Source organism: Stenotrophomonas sp. 2201_Sma (assembly GCF_056486685.1).
In genome coordinates, this window is sequence record NZ_CM151329.1 from 4,043,683 (window position 1) to 4,058,182 (window position 14,500).

Genomic DNA, 14,500 nt, shown 5'->3' on the forward strand with positions numbered 1-14,500 from the left:
TCCCCTCAGGTCTGCGGCCACAGCACGGCCAGCAGCAGCGTGGCGAACTGCAGCAGCGCTGCCGCGTACTGGCGCAGCAGCAGGCCCCGCATGCCCGCCCAGCGCACATCCCATCCGCGCGTAGGCGCCTGTGCGTCGCGGCGGCGCAGGCCGGCGACATGCAGGGCCGCGTCCACCCGTTCGGCCGCCGCCTCACCGTGCAGATTCTCCTGCAGCAGCAGCTGCAGGAGGCTGGCGTCCAGCTGTACGCGCACCGCGTAGTACGCCTGCACCATCCCCGCCGCCACGCTCAGCAGCAACAGGCCGGCCGCGAACATCGCCAGTCCCGGCTCGATGCCCAGCAGCAGCAACGCCACCAGCAGCAGTCCCAGTGACAGCGCAGCGGGCAGCCGGCCCTGGCGCAGCAGCAGGCGCATCATCGGCAGGTCGACAGCGAGGCTCATGCGGGGCTCTCCGAGGTGATGGCGGCCTGGATGGCGCGCAGGTGGTCGTCACGCAGAACGATGGAGGGCCGCGCGGCACGTATCCGTGCCACCGCCTCGGCTGCGTCCCGTGCCCGGCCGCTGCACAGCAGCCAGGTCGCTACGCTGGCCGCACTGCGCGAATAGCCCAGGGCACAGCACACCAGTACTGGCCCCTGCATGCGCAGGCGTTCGATGGCGGCAGCGGCCTCGCGCAGCTGCGCCGGCGAGGGCACCACCATGTCCAGCATCGGCACGCTGGCATACGCAGCACCTGGCGCCCGGCACGACAGCTCTGCGCAGGTATCGACCACGCCGTGCAGTGGCGACGCCAGGGCCGCCCGTGGAATCCGTCCCAACCACACGCCATCGGCCACCGCCGAGGGCTGCGGTGCCCGCCATGTCCATAGCCGCGAATTGATCCAGGCGGCGCCCAGGTAAGGCGCGAGCAGCCAGCGCGCGGCCATGGTCAGGCGCCCGTCGTCGCGCTTCTGGAACATGGCCGTGCCCAGTCCGGCGTACGCCAGCGCCACCAGCAGCAGCGAGATCGCCGGCCACAGCAGCCACAGCGCAGTGCCTCGCAGCGCCAGCGCCGGCACCAGCAGCACGGCGGCACCCAGCAGGTAGAGCAGCGCCAGCCGCCACCGCGCAGGATCCTCCGCGGACTGCCAGGCACGCAACGGCGGTGTTCCCTGGTCCGGCCACAGCCACACGCACAGCCAGCCGACCAGCAGGCCGGTGGGAATGTCGATGAAGTGATGCTGGAAGGTGGTCAGCACCGAAATGCCGATCAGCAATGCCCACGCATGCAGCACCCGCCGCCAGGCGCCCTGCAGGTAGTGGGCGAACTTCACCCACAGCACGATCAGCAGCACGATGTGCAATGACGGCGCCTGGTTGAAAGGCTTGTCGAACCCCAGCAGCACTTCGAACAACCAGCCATAGGCGCCGCCCGTCTCCGGCCGCTCGAAGCTGAAGCGCAGCGGCCACAGCAGGAAGCAGGCCACTGCGATCACCTGTGCACTGAGCAGCCGCAGCGCATGGCGGTCCAGCTCCAAGCGCTGCCGGCACAGGAAGAACGACACCGCGTAGAACAGATCGATCGACCAGTACGGCACGATCGTCCAGGGCACGAACGGAATGCGCGTCTCCCAGTCGAACACGACAACCGGCACCACGTCGTGGCGGCCGGCCATCCAGTTGGCAAAGCCATAACTGGCGAAGAAGAACGGGCCCAGCACCGCCAGCCACAGCAGCGCGCGGCGCCACGGACGCGGTGCATCGGCAACGATCGGCGTTGCGGTGATGGCCATCAGGCGACCCGACGTGCCAGCGATACGGTGAAAATGCCGAACGCATCGATGCGCTGGGTCACCTTCTCGAAGCCCGACAGCCGCACCAGCTCGTCCATCTCCTGCTGGGTGCGCCGTCGCATGACCCAGGCCGCGCCCCCGCGATGGCTGGTGAGTGCACGGGCGATGAATTCCAGCTGCGGGTGCCAGGGCTGGCCGGTATAGGCCAGGTAACCCCCCTCCGGCACCACCGCGGCAATACCCTGCAGCGAACGCAGCACAGCGTCGTTGTCGGGGAACAGCTCGTACAGCCCTGAGACCACAGCCAGCGTCGGCGCGGGTTCCACCGTCGCCAACGACGCCGGATCGAACGCGTCGCCCTGCTCGAAGCGGGCGATGTCGGTGGCTCCCAGCCGTTCGATCAAGGCCTGGCCCTGGGTCACATTGAGCGGGCTGAAATCACGCAGCACGATGCGGTCGGCGCGCTGTTCGCCCTGGCCCAGAGCTTCCAGCACATAGCGGCCATGGCCGGCGGCCACGTCCAGCACCTGCACCGGCAGATCCTGGCCGCGCAGGCGCATGGCCGCATCACGCAGCAGTTCCTGCAGGTGCTGGCCACGCACGCGGATGCCGCGCCAGCCGATCGCATCGAGGTAGTTGCGGTCGATCATCCGCCCCAGCGGCCCCTTGCCGCGCGCTTCGTCGCGGTAGATGTAGTCCAGCGTGCTGCCGGAGTCGAAACCGGTCTGCAGGCCCAGCGCGATGCCTTCGGACAGGGTGCCGCCCAGGCGCAGGCCCGCACGCACCCCGCGCCAGCGCAGGTCGGCCAGGCTGTTGCGTTCCGGAGGCCAGGCCAGGATCTCCGACTCCTCGAACGTCGGCCCATGCCGATGCGCGTCGCGCCGCGACAGCGTGCGCAGCGGTTCGGCGAAACGCGCCTGGATGAAGTCGCGGATGCGCGCCAGTGCCGGTGCACGATCGCGCTCGCCCAGCGTGTCGTGGAAGAAACCCGCCAGGTACACGCGCTCCTTGATCGGACTGGACAGGCGCTCATAGAAGCGGTCCTGCGGACCACGGTGCACCACGAAGTCGGAGCCGGACACCAGCAGTTGCACCGGCACGCTGATCGCCTGCGCGTCGGCCACGATGCGGTCGGCGGCTTCATACAGGCCCAGCAGCACGCGTACCGAGATCGGCCGGGTGATCAGTGGATCGGTGCGGTAGCTCTCCACCCGTGCCGGATCATGCGTCAGCCACTGCGGCTTGACGTAGCTGTTGACGAAGAAATTGCCGCGCAGCTTCTGCATCAGGGCCAGGCCTGGACGTGCGAACGGCACATACAGCTTCACCTTGAATGCCGGTGACGCCAGCACCAGCGCGCGCAGGCGGGGGGCATAGTCGTGTACCCAGGTCGCAGCGATGACCGCGCCCACGCTCTGCGCGACCACGACGATGTCCTCGACCGCGATGCCGTGCTCGCTGCCGATGTGGGCGATGAAGCTGTCCAGGTCGCGCACCAGCGCAGGGAAGCCCGGTGCGTCGCCACGCTCGCCCGGCGAACGGCCATTGCCGCGCGCGTCCCAGGCGAAGAAGGCGATCTCCGGCAGGTCCAGCTCGTCGACCAGGTGGGCGACCCGCCCTGAATGCTCGTGGCCACGATGCAGCAGCACGATGGCCCGGACCGTGCGCCCCGGTGGTGTGCCTGCGGCCGCAACCGGCCAGTGCCGGTAGAACAGCGGTACTTGGTCGAAGCTGTGGAATTCCCGTTCCTGCACCTGACGCATGCCTTCTCCTGGTGGGCTGTTGACTTATCGCTGCGCTGTGGCCGCTTCCTTCAGTCCCCGCCGGACGCGGTTGACCGCCGTTACCCCGCACAGCAGCGCCATCGCTGCGGCCACGCCGCCGACCGTCAAGGCACCGGCCCAACCGAACGCCAGCAGCAGGCCCAGCAGGCCGATGACGAAGGCACGGTCGCTCTTGCCCATCGGGCCGTCATAGCGGCGGCTGGCACCGACCATCAGGCCCAGCACGCCGGCGTACTCGCTCAGTGCTGCGCCCCAGGCCAGCAACCACAGCGCTTCCGGGCGAACGCCCGGCACGCTGAGCAGACTCAGGTACAGCGCCGCATCGGCCACCACATCGCACAGCTCGTTCAGATAGGCGCCCAGCCGCGACTGCTGGCCGAACTCGCGGGCCAGCATGCCGTCCACGGCATTGAGGGCCATGCGCAGCAGCATCCACAGCGGCAGGGCCAGATACAGCAGCGGTTGCTGTGGCGCACAGCACCAGACCACGACGGCGACCAGCAGCGAGACCACGGCAGCGGCCACGGTCACCACATTGGCGGTGATCCCCGCGCGATGCAGGCCGCTTACGGCCGGACGCAGCAGGTCCTGGAAACGTCCTTTCAATGCATAGATCGACACGATCCGAACCCGCAGCTCCCTGGCAGTTCCGGCACAGCCTACCCGATCGGGAGCGCACCTCCGTCGAAATGTCCGCGGCGCGGCGCCGGCCAGGGCATACCGAAGGCGGCCGCAGGGCCGTTGGGGCCGGTCAATTTTGCCGCCGCCGCCCGCCGTCGGCCCCCACCGCCTACAATATCGGCCCCGCTCCGCTGCCGATTGCCCTGTCCCATGACTGCTGATCTGTTGCCCGTCCGTCGGGCCCTCCTCTCCGTTTCCGACAAGACCGGCCTGGTCGAGCTGGCCACCGCTCTGGCCGCCCGCGGCGTCGAGCTGCTGTCCACCGGCGGCACCGCCAAGGCGATCCGTGATGCGGGCCTGGCCGTGAAGGACGTCGCCGAGGTCACCGGTTTCCCGGAAATGATGGACGGGCGGGTCAAGACCCTGCACCCGATGGTGCACGGCGGCCTGCTGGGCCGCTCGGGTCTGGATGACGCGGTGATGGCCGAACACGGCATCGGCGCCATCGACCTGCTGGTACTGAACCTGTACCCGTTCGAATCGGTCACCGCCAAGGCCGACTGCACCCTGGCCGACGCGGTGGAGAACATCGACATCGGCGGCCCGGCCATGCTGCGCTCGGCGGCCAAGAACTTCGCCCGCGTGGCCGTGGCCACCGACCCGTCACAGTACGCCGAGCTGCTGGGCGCCCTGGACACCCATGATGGCCAGCTGCCGGCGGCCACCCGCTTCGCCTTCTCGGTCGCCGCGTTCAACCGCGTCGCCCAGTACGATGCGGCGATCAGCAACTACCTGTCAGCGGTCACCGCCACCGACGCCGCCGTGCCGGTGCGTGCCGAGTACCCGGCGCAGATGAACTCCACCTTCGTCAAGGTGATGGACCTGCGCTACGGCGAGAACCCCCACCAGAGCGGCGCGTTCTACCGCGACCTGTACCCGGTGCCGGGCACCCTGGCCACCTTCCAGCAGCTGCAGGGCAAGGAACTGAGCTACAACAACCTGGCCGATGCCGATGCCGCCTGGGAATGCGTGCGCCAGTTCGATGCGCCGGCCTGTGTCATCGTCAAGCACGCCAACCCGTGCGGCGTGGCGGTGGGTGCCGGCAACGGCGATGCCTACGAGCTGGCCTACGCCACCGACCCGACCAGTGCCTTCGGCGGCATCATCGCCTTCAACAAGCCGCTGGACGCCGCCACCGCACAGGTCATCCTGGACCGTCAGTTCGTGGAAGTGCTGATCGCACCGGACTACGAGCCGGCGGCGCTGGAATACGCGCAGAAGAAGGCCAACGTGCGCGTGCTGCGCATTCCGCATGGCGATGGCCTGAACAACTTCGACAGCAAGCGTGTCGGCTCGGGCCTGCTTCTGCAGTCCTCGGACAACCGCGGCATGACCCGTGACGAACTGAAGGTGGTCAGCAGGCTGGTACCGACCGACAAGCAGTTCACCGACCTGCTGTTCGCCTGGAAGGTCGCCAAGTTCGTGAAGTCCAACGCGATTGTGTACGCCAAGGACAACCGCACCATCGGCGTCGGTGCCGGCCAGATGAGCCGCGTGTATTCGGCGCGCATCGCCGGCATCAAGGCGGCCGACGCGAACCTGGTGGTTGAAGGGTCGGTGATGGCGTCTGATGCGTTCTTCCCGTTCCGCGACGGTATCGATGCCGCCGCCGCCGCCGGCATCAAGGCGGTCATCCAGCCGGGCGGCTCGATGCGCGACGCCGAGGTGATCGCCGCCGCCGACGAGCATGGCCTGGCCATGGTGTTCACCGGCGTGCGCCACTTCCGGCACTGATCCGCATCACCAAGCCGGGCCCTGCCCGGCTTTTCTCTTCTGCTTACGAGAACCCTGTCCCATGAAGATCCTCGTCATCGGCTCCGGCGGCCGCGAACACGCCCTGGCATGGAAGCTGGCCCAGTCCTCCCGCGTCGATGAGGTACTCGTGGCACCCGGCAACGCCGGCACCGCCACCGAAGACAAGTGCCGCAACGTGGCGGTGAAGGTCACCGACATCGATGGCCTGCTGGCCCTGGCCCAGGCCGAAGGTGTTGAACTCACCGTGGTCGGCCCGGAAGTGCCGCTGGTGGCAGGCGTCGTTGATCGGTTCCGTGCCGCCGGCCTGCGCATCTTCGGGCCAACCGCCGCCGCTGCCCAGCTGGAAGGCAGCAAAGCCTACGCCAAGGACTTCCTGGCCCGGCACAACATCCCGACCGCGTTCTACGCCGTGCACACCGACGTGGAGGCGGCACTGGCCTACATCCGCGAGAAGGGTGCGCCGATCGTGGTGAAGGCCGATGGCCTGGCCGCCGGCAAGGGGGTGATCGTTGCAATGACCCTGGCCGAGGCCGAGGATGCGGTGCGCGACATGCTCTCCGGCAACGCATTCGGTGACGCCGGCGCACGCGTGGTGATCGAGGAATTCCTCGACGGCGAGGAAGCCAGCTTCATTTCGATGGTCGATGGCGTGCATGCGCTGCCGATGGCCACCTCGCAGGATCACAAGCGAGTCGGCGACGGTGATACCGGGCCGAACACCGGCGGCATGGGCGCGTACTCACCGGCCCCGGTGGTCACGCCGGAGGTGCACGCGCGGGTGATGCGCGAGGTGGTGAACCCGACCGTGCAGGGCATGATCGCCGACGGCATTCCGTTCACCGGCTTCCTTTACGCCGGCCTGATGATCGATGCCAGCGGCGCACCGAAGGTGATCGAGTTCAACGTGCGCTTCGGTGACCCGGAAACCCAGCCGGTGATGCTGCGCCTGCAGTCGGATCTGGTCGAGCTGGTGGAAGCCGCCATTGATGGCTGCCTGGACCAGGTGCAGGCACAGTGGGATGCGCGCCCATCGCTGGGTGTGGTGCTGGCCGCGAAACCCTACCCGGAATCGCCAGTCACCGGCGATGTGATTTCCGGCCTGGATGAGGTGCCGGCCAGCGCCAAGGTCTTCCATGCAGGTACTGCACTGGACGCGCAGGGCCGGGTGGTCAGTGCCGGCGGCCGCGTGCTGTGTGTGGCGGCGCTGGGTGACAGCGTGCGTGATGCGCAGGCCAATGCCTACGCCGGTGTGGCCAAGGTCAGCTGGGCCAACGAATTCCACCGCAACGACATCGGCTGGCGCGCGATCGCGCGTGAGCACGCGTAAAAGGCAGCGGACTGCTGCCTGGCAGGCCCAACAAAAAACCCGGCAATGCCGGGTTTTCTGTTGGATACCTGTGATGTCACATCACGCGGTGAACAGCGCCTTCATCTTCTTCAGGGCATTCGCCTCGACCTGGCGGATGCGTTCGGCCGACACACCGTACTTGTCTGCCAGTTCCTGCAGCGTCACCTTGCTGTCCGCATCCAGCCAACGGCGGCGGATGATGTCACGCGAACGCGCATCCAGTTCGGCCATGCCTTCGCGCAGCAGCTGCAGCTGGTTGTCCTCGCTGTCGGCACGCTCGTAGGCCATCGACGGATCTTCATCGTTGGCCACCAGGTATGCGGCCGGCGACGGCGGCGCATGATCATCATCCTCGTCGCTGGGCGCATCGAAACCGATATCGCGACCGGACAGGCGCGACTCCATTTCCATGACCTCGCGCTCGGACACGTTCAGATCCTTGGCCACCGCGCTGACTTCCGCGGCGTTCATCCAGCCCAGGCGCGTCTTCGACTTGCGCAGGTTGAAGAACAGCTTGCGCTGCGCCTTGGTGGTGGCGACCTTGACGATGCGCCAGTTCTTCAGGATGAACTCGTGCATCTCGGCACGGATCCAGTGCACGGCGAAGGACACCAGGCGCACGCCCATGTCCGGGTCGAAGCGCTTGACCGCCTTCATCAGGCCGATGTTGCCTTCCTGGATCAGGTCGCCCAGGGCGAGGCCGTAGCCGTTGTAGCCGCGGGCCACGTGCACCACGAAGCGCAGGTGCGAATGCACCAGCTCACGGGCAGCGTCCAGATCGTTGCCGTCGCGGAAGCGACGGGCCAGGTCCTGTTCGTCATCGACCGACAGCACCGGGATCTGGTGCACGGCACCGATGTAGGCGTCCAGCGAACCGAGCGCACTGGGAATCGGGAGATTGTTTGCCACAAGGGCAGTAGAGGTGTTCTGGCTCATAGGCACCCATCTTAGCAGTCCGGGATTTGGACTGCTAAAGGAGGAAAAAGTTCCAGCATCCTATTGATGCAACACTGGTCCCAAACAGAGCCCTACCGTAGCGCGATTTGATGACAGTGGCGAGCGCGCTTTTCGGGATTCACAATCCCTTGGAATTCAAGCAATTACCCAGCAGAAACCCGCCGATTCCGGTCAAACGGAGCTGAACGGGCCGCTCCGGAGGCCCATTCAGGCCAGGAAACGTTGCCCGGTGTTCAGGCCCGGCCGCCTGTGGAGGTCAAAGCGCCGCGCGCGGCGGCAGCGACCAGTCGATCGGCGCCTGCCCGCGACGCTGCAGATAGTCGTTGGCCATCGAGAAATGCCGGCAGCCGAGGAAGCCACGATGGGCCGACAGCGGCGACGGGTGCGGTGCCTTCAGCACGCGATGGCGACGGGTGTCGATGACCTTGCCCTTCTGCTGCGCGTAGGCCCCCCAGAGCATGAACACCAGGCCTTCGCGTTCGCGGTTGAGCACGTCCACCACGTGGTCGGTGAAGCCTTCCCAGCCGCGGCCCTGGTGGGCGCCGGCCTTGCCCTCCTCCACCGTCAGCACGGCATTGAGCAGCAGCACGCCGCGCTGCGCCCACGGCACCAGGCAGCCGTGATCGGGACGGGAGATGCCCAGGTCGCCCTCGATCTCCTTGTAGATGTTCAGCAGCGATGGCGGCACCGGAACGCCGGCGGGCACCGAGAAGCTCAGTCCATGCGCCTGGCCGCGCCCGTGGTACGGGTCCTGGCCCAGGATCACCACTTTCACCTGCTCGAACGGCGTGGCGTCGAACGCCGCGAAGATCTGCGGCCCCGGCGGGAACACCGCCGCGCCGGCCGCCTTGCGCTGGCGCAGGAAGGTGGAGAGTTCGCGCATCTGCGGCTGCAACAGGTAATCGCCGACCTGCTGCTTCCAGCTCGGTTCCAGCTGGATCGTCGGGGTGTCCACTACGTCATCGGTCATCGCAACAGGGGTCCATCGTTCAAGCGGGCCAGGCGCAGCTGGAACAGCACCTTGGTCACCAGCAGGCGCTCCTCGATCGGCTTCAGCACCAGATCATTGGCACCGGCCTGCAGCAACCCGGTCTGGTTGTGTGGATTGCCGTCGCCGGTCATCACCAGCACCGGCAGTCGGCGTTTGCCGTAGCCGAAATCCACGCGCACGCGCTGCACCACGTCGCGTCCGCTCAATTCGCCCTTCAGGGTGACGTCGGTCAACACCAGGTCGATGCGGTGGCGGCTGCGGCCCAGCGATTCGGCCGTGAGCAGGGTGAAGGCCTCTTCGGCACTGACCACGTGCAGCACGTTGAGCTGCTGGCGTTCGAGCATGCGCTTGGTCGCCTCCGCCACCACCCGGCTGTCCTCGATGTAGAGGATGGTCGCCCCGGGAATGGTCTGCGGCTGCACATAGCCACGGATGAAGGTCGCCAGCGCCTCATGGCCCAGCGCCTTGTCGAAATAGTCGGTGACGTACTCGGTGAAGCGCCGCTGCTCCAGATGCTGCTGCGCATCGCCGGAGACCACGATCACCGGCACGTACGCCTGGCCGGCAGCTTCGCGGACCGTCCGCGCCAGCGCCAGGCCGTCGCCGTCACGCAGGGTCAGCGAGGTGGTGACCAGATCCACCGGCCCCTGCGCCAGCGCCTGCTGGGCATCCTCGATGCTGTCGCAGCCGATCACCTCCACGCCCGGCAGATCACGCTGCAGCACGTCGGCGATCAGCTTGCGCACCAGTTTGGAACCGTCGACCACCATCACCCGCGTAGCGGGCCCTTCAAGGTGCTTCAGCGCTTGCGGTTGCATGCCGGTCTCAGGTGTCGGTCGGGCGGGTCTGGCGGAGGAAGTGGCCGGTGACCAGCCACGCGCCCAGCCATCCCAGCAGCAGCGTGCCCAGCAGGACCAGGCTGCCATGCAGCAGGTCCAGGCCGTGCAGCACGAACGGGCTGCCGTAGCTGCGTGACAGGTCAGCCAGCGGCGCGCGCAGGGCGGCGCCGGCAACACCGATCAGGGCCAGCGCCACCGCGCCGGCGCCCAGCCCGTACCAGGCGCCCAGATACAGGAAGGGCCGGCGGATGAAGCCATCGCTGGCGCCGAGCAGCTGCAGCACGCCGATTTCCTCGCGCCGTGCCTGGATGTCGAGGCGTACGGTGTTGCCGACCACCAGCGCAGCGCCGACGCCGAGCAGCACCGAAAGCACCTGTACCAGCCGCGCGCCGAACGCCAGCCACGCATCCAGACGCTGGCGCCACAGCGCATCGTGCTGCACCAGATCGGCCTCGGGCAGGCTTTCCAGCGCACGCGCCAGACGCGCATCGTCCTTGCCCTGCCCCGGGGTGATGACCAGCAGAGACGGCAGCGGATTGTCGTTCAGCGCGTCGATCGCCTCGCCAAGGCCGGCGTCGCGCAGCTCCTGCAGCCCTTGCTCGGGCGTGCGCACGGTCACCTCGCCGACGTCATCGCGGTCGCGCAGCTGGCCGGCCAGGCGCAACGCACCGGGGCCATCCACCGTGCCCTTGAGGAAGACATTGATGTCGCGCGACTGCTGCACGCTGCCGGCGAAATGCTTGAGGTTGTCCAGCGCGATCGACAGGCCCAGTGGCAGTGCCAGCGCCAGCGCCATGACCATCACCGTCAGCAGGGTCGCCCACGGCTTGCGGCAGGCGCGGCCCAGGCTGAACACCACGCTGTGCACGTGGTGCTGGAACCACACGCCGAGACGCGAGGGTGCGGCGGCTTCGCTGTTTTCGTTCTTCGCCATGCGTTACTCCGCCAGATCCTGCGGCGAGATGTCGTCCACCAGCCGGCCGTGGTCGAGAATCAGCACACGCTTGCGCATGCGACGCAGCAGGGGAAGGTCGTGGCTGACCACCAGCACACTGGTGCCGCGCGCGGGCAGCTCGGCAAACAGGGCCATGATCTCCGCCGCCAGGGTCGGGTCCAGGTTGCCGGTCGGCTCGTCGGCAACCAACAGCTTGGGTTCACCGACGATGGCGCGGGCGATGCCCACGCGCTGCTGTTCGCCGGCCGACAGCTGCGATGGCAGCGCCTTCTCGCGATGGCCCAGGCCCATCCGTTCCAGCACGGAACGCACGCGCTTGCCGATGTCGCCACGGCGCGTACCGCGCAGGATCAGCGGCAGTGCCACGTTCTCGGCGATGGTCCGGTCCATCAGCAGGCGATGGTCCTGGTACACCGCACCGACCGCGCGCCGATGGCGCGGGACGTCGCCGCCGCGCACCTTCAGCAGGTTGCGCTCGTCGAAGACCACCGCGCCGCGGCTGGGCCGCTCGTCGAGGTGAATCAACTTGAGCAGGGTGCTCTTGCCCGCCCCGGAATGGCCGGTGACGAACAGCATTTCGCCCGGCGCGACCTCGAAGCTGACGTCGATCAGTGCTTCGTGGCCACCGGCGTACTGTTTGCTGACATTGTCGAAGCGCAGGACACTCATGCCCCGATTATGCAGGACCGGCGCGAAGTATCGATAGCGCCGGGACGCGCCCGGGTGGAATCGTTGATCTGCCGCTGCGCGCGCCGGGCATGGCCCGGCGCTACCGCTGACCGGGTGCGCCGATCAGCCGCCCGACAGCATCCGGCGGATCTTGCGGCCGATGCGGGTCAGGAACGAGTCGGCGGCGTCGGTGCTGCGCACCGGCTTGGCCACCACATGAACCGGCGTCACCGGCGAGGCACCGTTGCCAGCGCTGCCGTTGGCGACCATCGCCTCGCCACCCTCGACCGGACGGCCATGGCGACGACGACGGCGCTTGCGCGGCTTGCGCTCGCCGTCCGCCGCGAGCTCCGGAGCACCTTCGGCACGCGGCGGACGCGGCGGACGCGGCGCCTGGGCCGGGGTGCCGGACCCGGCACCTTCCACCGGCGCGGTCGCGCCCTGCTCGCCTTCCACCCGCGGCTTGCGCGGACCACGCGAGCGGCGTTCGCCGCTGCGCTCGCCATCGCGGCGCTCGCCACGGCCGGCACCGGAGCGACCACCGCTGCGGCCACCGCCACGACGCTCTTCCTCGGCGGCGCGGGCTTCGCGCGCCTCGCGGAAGATCTGGCCGACGCTCTCGTTCTCGTCACCGTCCTCGCCAGCGACCGTGGCCGGGCGTTCCGGACGCGGCAGTGCGGTCATCAGTTCCTTGGTGACCGGCTCGGACGGAATCTTCTGTTCGATGTAGGCCTCGATGTCCGGCAGGCTCATCGCATAACGCTCGCAGGCAAAGCTGATCGCGTCACCCTCTTCGCCCAGGCGTGCGGTACGGCCGATGCGGTGCACATAGTCTTCGGCGTCGAACGGCAGGTCGTAGTTGTAGACGTACTTGATGCCGTCGATATGCAGGCCGCGGGCAGCCACGTCGGTGGCGACCAGGATTTCCAGCTGGCCCTTCTGGAAGCGGTTGAGCAGGCTCTCGCGCTTCTTCTGCGGCACGTCGCCGGACAGGACGCCGACCCGGTACCCGGCCTTTTCCAGCGAACGCGCCACGCGCTCGACGAAGACCTTGGTGTTGACGAAGACCATGGTGCGGGCGCCTTCGCTGCGCGAGAGCAGGCCCAGCAGCAACGGGATCTTCTCGTCGTCGGCCGGGAAGTAGATCTTCTGGCGCACGCGCGCGGCGGTCACTGTTTCAGCTTCGACCACCAGCTTCTGCGGCTCGTTCATGTGCTCGTAGGCCAGCTCCAGCACGCGATGGCTGAGGGTGGCGCTGAACAGCAGGGTCTGCCGGGTGGTGCGCTCGGGCATGCGGCGCAGCAGGAAGCGGATGTCCTTGATGAAGCCCAGGTCGAACATGCGGTCGGCTTCGTCCAGCACGCAGATCTCGCAGGCGTGCAGCGAAACCACCTTGTGCTGCTTGACGTAATCGATCAGGCGGCCGGGGGTGGCGATGATCACATCCACGCCCTGCTGCAGGATCTCGCGCTGCTTGTCGTAATCCACGCCACCGTAGACGAGGGCGAAACGCAGGCCCAGGTCGGAACCGAACTTCACGGCGTCCTTGTGGATCTGGATCGCCAGCTCGCGGGTGGGCGCCAGGATCAGCGCGCGCGGGTCTTCCGCCTTGCGGTCGGCCAGCGCCGGGCGGCTCAGCAGGCGGTTGACCACGGCAACCAGGAACGCCAGCGTCTTGCCGGTGCCGGTCTGGGCCTGGCCGGCGACATCACCACCGGCCAGCGCGACCGGCAGTGTCAGCGCCTGGATCGGGGTGCAGCGGGTGAATCCGGCTCCTTCAAGGCCGGCCTGCAGGGCCGGATGCAGCTCAAAGGAGGAAAAGGTCAAATCGGTCAGCGGTTTGTCGCTCATGAGTCCGTCTTGGTATGGCCACCGGCCAGCGGGCGGGCGGCACTGCATCGTCTGGGGGCACCGTCGCAAACTGCGGCCCCTGCGGCGGGTCGGCGGACCGGGGACCACCGGGTCCGCGCGCCGCTCAATCTCCCAGTTTAACGCACTCCGGCGGCCAAACCGGAATGAGCCGTCTCACGCAACCGCGAGACCGGCCCGTGCGGGACGCCTCTTCACCCAGCCACACCGCGCTTGAACAGCCCTGCCGGGGTCGCTGGAGTCCGCGGCTGCCGGCCCCCACTTCAGGAAGACAGTGAAATCCGACACATACCGCGCTTCGAAGCGATCACGATACGCTGGGTTCCAGCCGGCCACTGTCCATGCCCCGCGATAGGGGTACACTGCCGGCCGTGAGCGTCCAGGCATCCCGCCGAACGCACCGCGGCAGGACGCCGCGAGGCAACGACGAGGGTCGCGCCACCGGGCAAGGCCCAGTTCACCCACCTCCGGCCTGGCCGGGTGCAATCCAAGACGAGAAACCAAGATGAGCGACAAGGTTGTACACGTCGGCGATGCCGACTTTGATAGCGCCGTGCTGAATTCCAAGGAACCGGTGCTGGTCGATTTCTGGGCCGAGTGGTGTGGCCCGTGCAAGATGATCGCCCCCGCGCTGGACGAGCTGGCCGATGCCTACCAGGGCCGCGCCAAGATCGCCAAGGTCAACGTCGACAACAATCGTGCGCTGGCCGCCAAGTACCACGTGCGTTCGATCCCGTACCTGGTCGTGTTCAAGGATGGCGAGAAGGTCGGCGAGCAGATCGGCGCGGTGGGCAAGGCCCAGCTGGCCGGCCTGCTGGACAAGGCCCTGGCCTGACCCTGTAACGACTCCGGCAGCCGCCCGGTGCGGCTGCCGGCAG

General features: G+C 67.9%; 13 protein-coding genes. 3 read left to right on the plus strand and 10 right to left on the minus strand.

Translation table 11 applies throughout. From position 1 onward, the window contains the following. Positions 1-5: 5 nt before the first annotated feature. The 4 genes from ACZLIF_RS18610 to ACZLIF_RS18625 are packed head-to-tail and all read right to left on the minus strand — an operon-like array spanning position 6 to position 4,179. The gene (locus ACZLIF_RS18610) at positions 6-443 is read right to left on the minus strand and encodes a hypothetical protein (protein ID WP_065181556.1); all 438 of its coding nucleotides are present in this window, start codon (positions 441-443) and stop codon (positions 6-8) included. After that, positions 440-1,774: a phosphatase PAP2/dual specificity phosphatase family protein gene (locus tag ACZLIF_RS18615; RefSeq protein WP_478462182.1), complete on the minus strand. Its 1,335-nt coding sequence runs from the start codon at positions 1,772-1,774 to the stop codon at positions 440-442. Before ACZLIF_RS18615 ends, ACZLIF_RS18610 begins: the two co-directional genes overlap by 4 nt. Continuing rightward, positions 1,774-3,537 carry a bifunctional alpha/beta hydrolase/class I SAM-dependent methyltransferase gene (locus ACZLIF_RS18620; RefSeq protein WP_128987699.1) on the minus strand — a complete coding sequence of 588 codons (1,764 nt, stop codon included), beginning with the start codon at positions 3,535-3,537 and terminating at the stop codon, positions 1,774-1,776. The genes ACZLIF_RS18615 and ACZLIF_RS18620 overlap by 1 nt, the downstream gene beginning before the upstream one ends. Positions 3,538-3,561: 24 nt before the next feature. Next, positions 3,562-4,179, minus strand: a complete 618-nt coding sequence (locus ACZLIF_RS18625) for a CDP-alcohol phosphatidyltransferase family protein (RefSeq protein WP_128987698.1) — start codon at positions 4,177-4,179, stop codon at positions 3,562-3,564. A gap of 210 nt (positions 4,180-4,389) precedes the next feature. On the opposite strand from ACZLIF_RS18625, the gene purH reads away from it, so the two are divergent. Together purH and purD are read left to right on the plus strand one after the other, a co-directional pair. Beyond that, the gene (gene purH / locus ACZLIF_RS18630) at positions 4,390-5,973 is read left to right on the plus strand and encodes a bifunctional phosphoribosylaminoimidazolecarboxamide formyltransferase/IMP cyclohydrolase (protein WP_128987697.1); all 1,584 of its coding nucleotides are present in this window, start codon (positions 4,390-4,392) and stop codon (positions 5,971-5,973) included. A gap of 61 nt (positions 5,974-6,034) precedes the next feature. Beyond that, positions 6,035-7,321, plus strand: a complete 1,287-nt coding sequence (purD, locus tag ACZLIF_RS18635; RefSeq protein ID WP_128987696.1) for a phosphoribosylamine--glycine ligase — start codon at positions 6,035-6,037, stop codon at positions 7,319-7,321. Between the two features lie 81 nt (positions 7,322-7,402). On the opposite strand, the gene rpoH is transcribed toward purD, so the two are convergent. The 6 genes from rpoH to rhlB all read right to left on the minus strand — a co-directional run bounded on the left by rpoH (position 7,403) and on the right by rhlB (position 13,604). Next, on the minus strand, positions 7,403-8,278 hold the full coding sequence (rpoH, locus tag ACZLIF_RS18640; RefSeq protein WP_128987695.1) for an RNA polymerase sigma factor RpoH: 876 nt from the start codon (positions 8,276-8,278) through the stop codon (positions 7,403-7,405). Between the two features lie 277 nt (positions 8,279-8,555). Further along, the gene (gene ung / locus ACZLIF_RS18645; RefSeq protein WP_128987694.1) at positions 8,556-9,269 is read right to left on the minus strand and encodes a uracil-DNA glycosylase; all 714 of its coding nucleotides are present in this window, start codon (positions 9,267-9,269) and stop codon (positions 8,556-8,558) included. Next, positions 9,266-10,108, minus strand: coding sequence for a response regulator (locus ACZLIF_RS18650; RefSeq protein WP_053515655.1), 843 nt, complete (start codon positions 10,106-10,108; stop codon positions 9,266-9,268). Before ACZLIF_RS18650 ends, ung begins: the two co-directional genes overlap by 4 nt. A 7-nt stretch (positions 10,109-10,115) precedes the next feature. Continuing rightward, positions 10,116-11,063, minus strand: coding sequence for a permease-like cell division protein FtsX (ftsX, locus tag ACZLIF_RS18655; protein WP_053515654.1), 948 nt, complete (start codon positions 11,061-11,063; stop codon positions 10,116-10,118). Positions 11,064-11,066: 3 nt separating this feature from the next. Continuing rightward, the gene (gene ftsE / locus ACZLIF_RS18660; protein ID WP_053515652.1) at positions 11,067-11,753 is read right to left on the minus strand and encodes a cell division ATP-binding protein FtsE; all 687 of its coding nucleotides are present in this window, start codon (positions 11,751-11,753) and stop codon (positions 11,067-11,069) included. A gap of 123 nt (positions 11,754-11,876) precedes the next feature. Then, the gene (rhlB, locus tag ACZLIF_RS18665; RefSeq protein WP_065174408.1) at positions 11,877-13,604 is read right to left on the minus strand and encodes an ATP-dependent RNA helicase RhlB; all 1,728 of its coding nucleotides are present in this window, start codon (positions 13,602-13,604) and stop codon (positions 11,877-11,879) included. A 523-nt stretch (positions 13,605-14,127) separates the two neighbouring features. Here rhlB and trxA point away from each other — a divergent pair. Beyond that, a complete protein-coding gene (trxA, locus tag ACZLIF_RS18670; protein WP_025878607.1) occupies positions 14,128-14,457 on the plus strand; it encodes a thioredoxin in 330 nt (109 codons plus the stop codon). Positions 14,458-14,500 lie beyond the last annotated feature (43 nt).

What these genes read in the sequence shown, in the direction of transcription:
- ACZLIF_RS18620 (WP_128987699.1), bottom strand. Translation starts at nt 3,537, where the DNA reads ATGCGTCAGGTGCAGGAACGGGAATTCCACAGCTTCGACCAAGTACCG.
- ung (WP_128987694.1), bottom strand. Translation starts at nt 9,269, where the DNA reads ATGACCGATGACGTAGTGGACACCCCGACGATCCAGCTGGAACCGAGC.
- trxA (WP_025878607.1), top strand. Translation starts at nt 14,128, where the DNA reads ATGAGCGACAAGGTTGTACACGTCGGCGATGCCGACTTTGATAGCGCC.
- ftsE (WP_053515652.1), bottom strand. Translation starts at nt 11,753, where the DNA reads ATGAGTGTCCTGCGCTTCGACAATGTCAGCAAACAGTACGCCGGTGGC.
- purH (WP_128987697.1), top strand. Translation starts at nt 4,390, where the DNA reads ATGACTGCTGATCTGTTGCCCGTCCGTCGGGCCCTCCTCTCCGTTTCC.
- ACZLIF_RS18650 (WP_053515655.1), bottom strand. Translation starts at nt 10,108, where the DNA reads ATGCAACCGCAAGCGCTGAAGCACCTTGAAGGGCCCGCTACGCGGGTG.
- rhlB (WP_065174408.1), bottom strand. Translation starts at nt 13,604, where the DNA reads ATGAGCGACAAACCGCTGACCGATTTGACCTTTTCCTCCTTTGAGCTG.
- rpoH (WP_128987695.1), bottom strand. Translation starts at nt 8,278, where the DNA reads ATGAGCCAGAACACCTCTACTGCCCTTGTGGCAAACAATCTCCCGATT.
- purD (WP_128987696.1), top strand. Translation starts at nt 6,035, where the DNA reads ATGAAGATCCTCGTCATCGGCTCCGGCGGCCGCGAACACGCCCTGGCA.
- ACZLIF_RS18615 (WP_478462182.1), bottom strand. Translation starts at nt 1,774, where the DNA reads ATGGCCATCACCGCAACGCCGATCGTTGCCGATGCACCGCGTCCGTGG.
- ftsX (WP_053515654.1), bottom strand. Translation starts at nt 11,063, where the DNA reads ATGGCGAAGAACGAAAACAGCGAAGCCGCCGCACCCTCGCGTCTCGGC.
- ACZLIF_RS18610 (WP_065181556.1), bottom strand. Translation starts at nt 443, where the DNA reads ATGAGCCTCGCTGTCGACCTGCCGATGATGCGCCTGCTGCTGCGCCAG.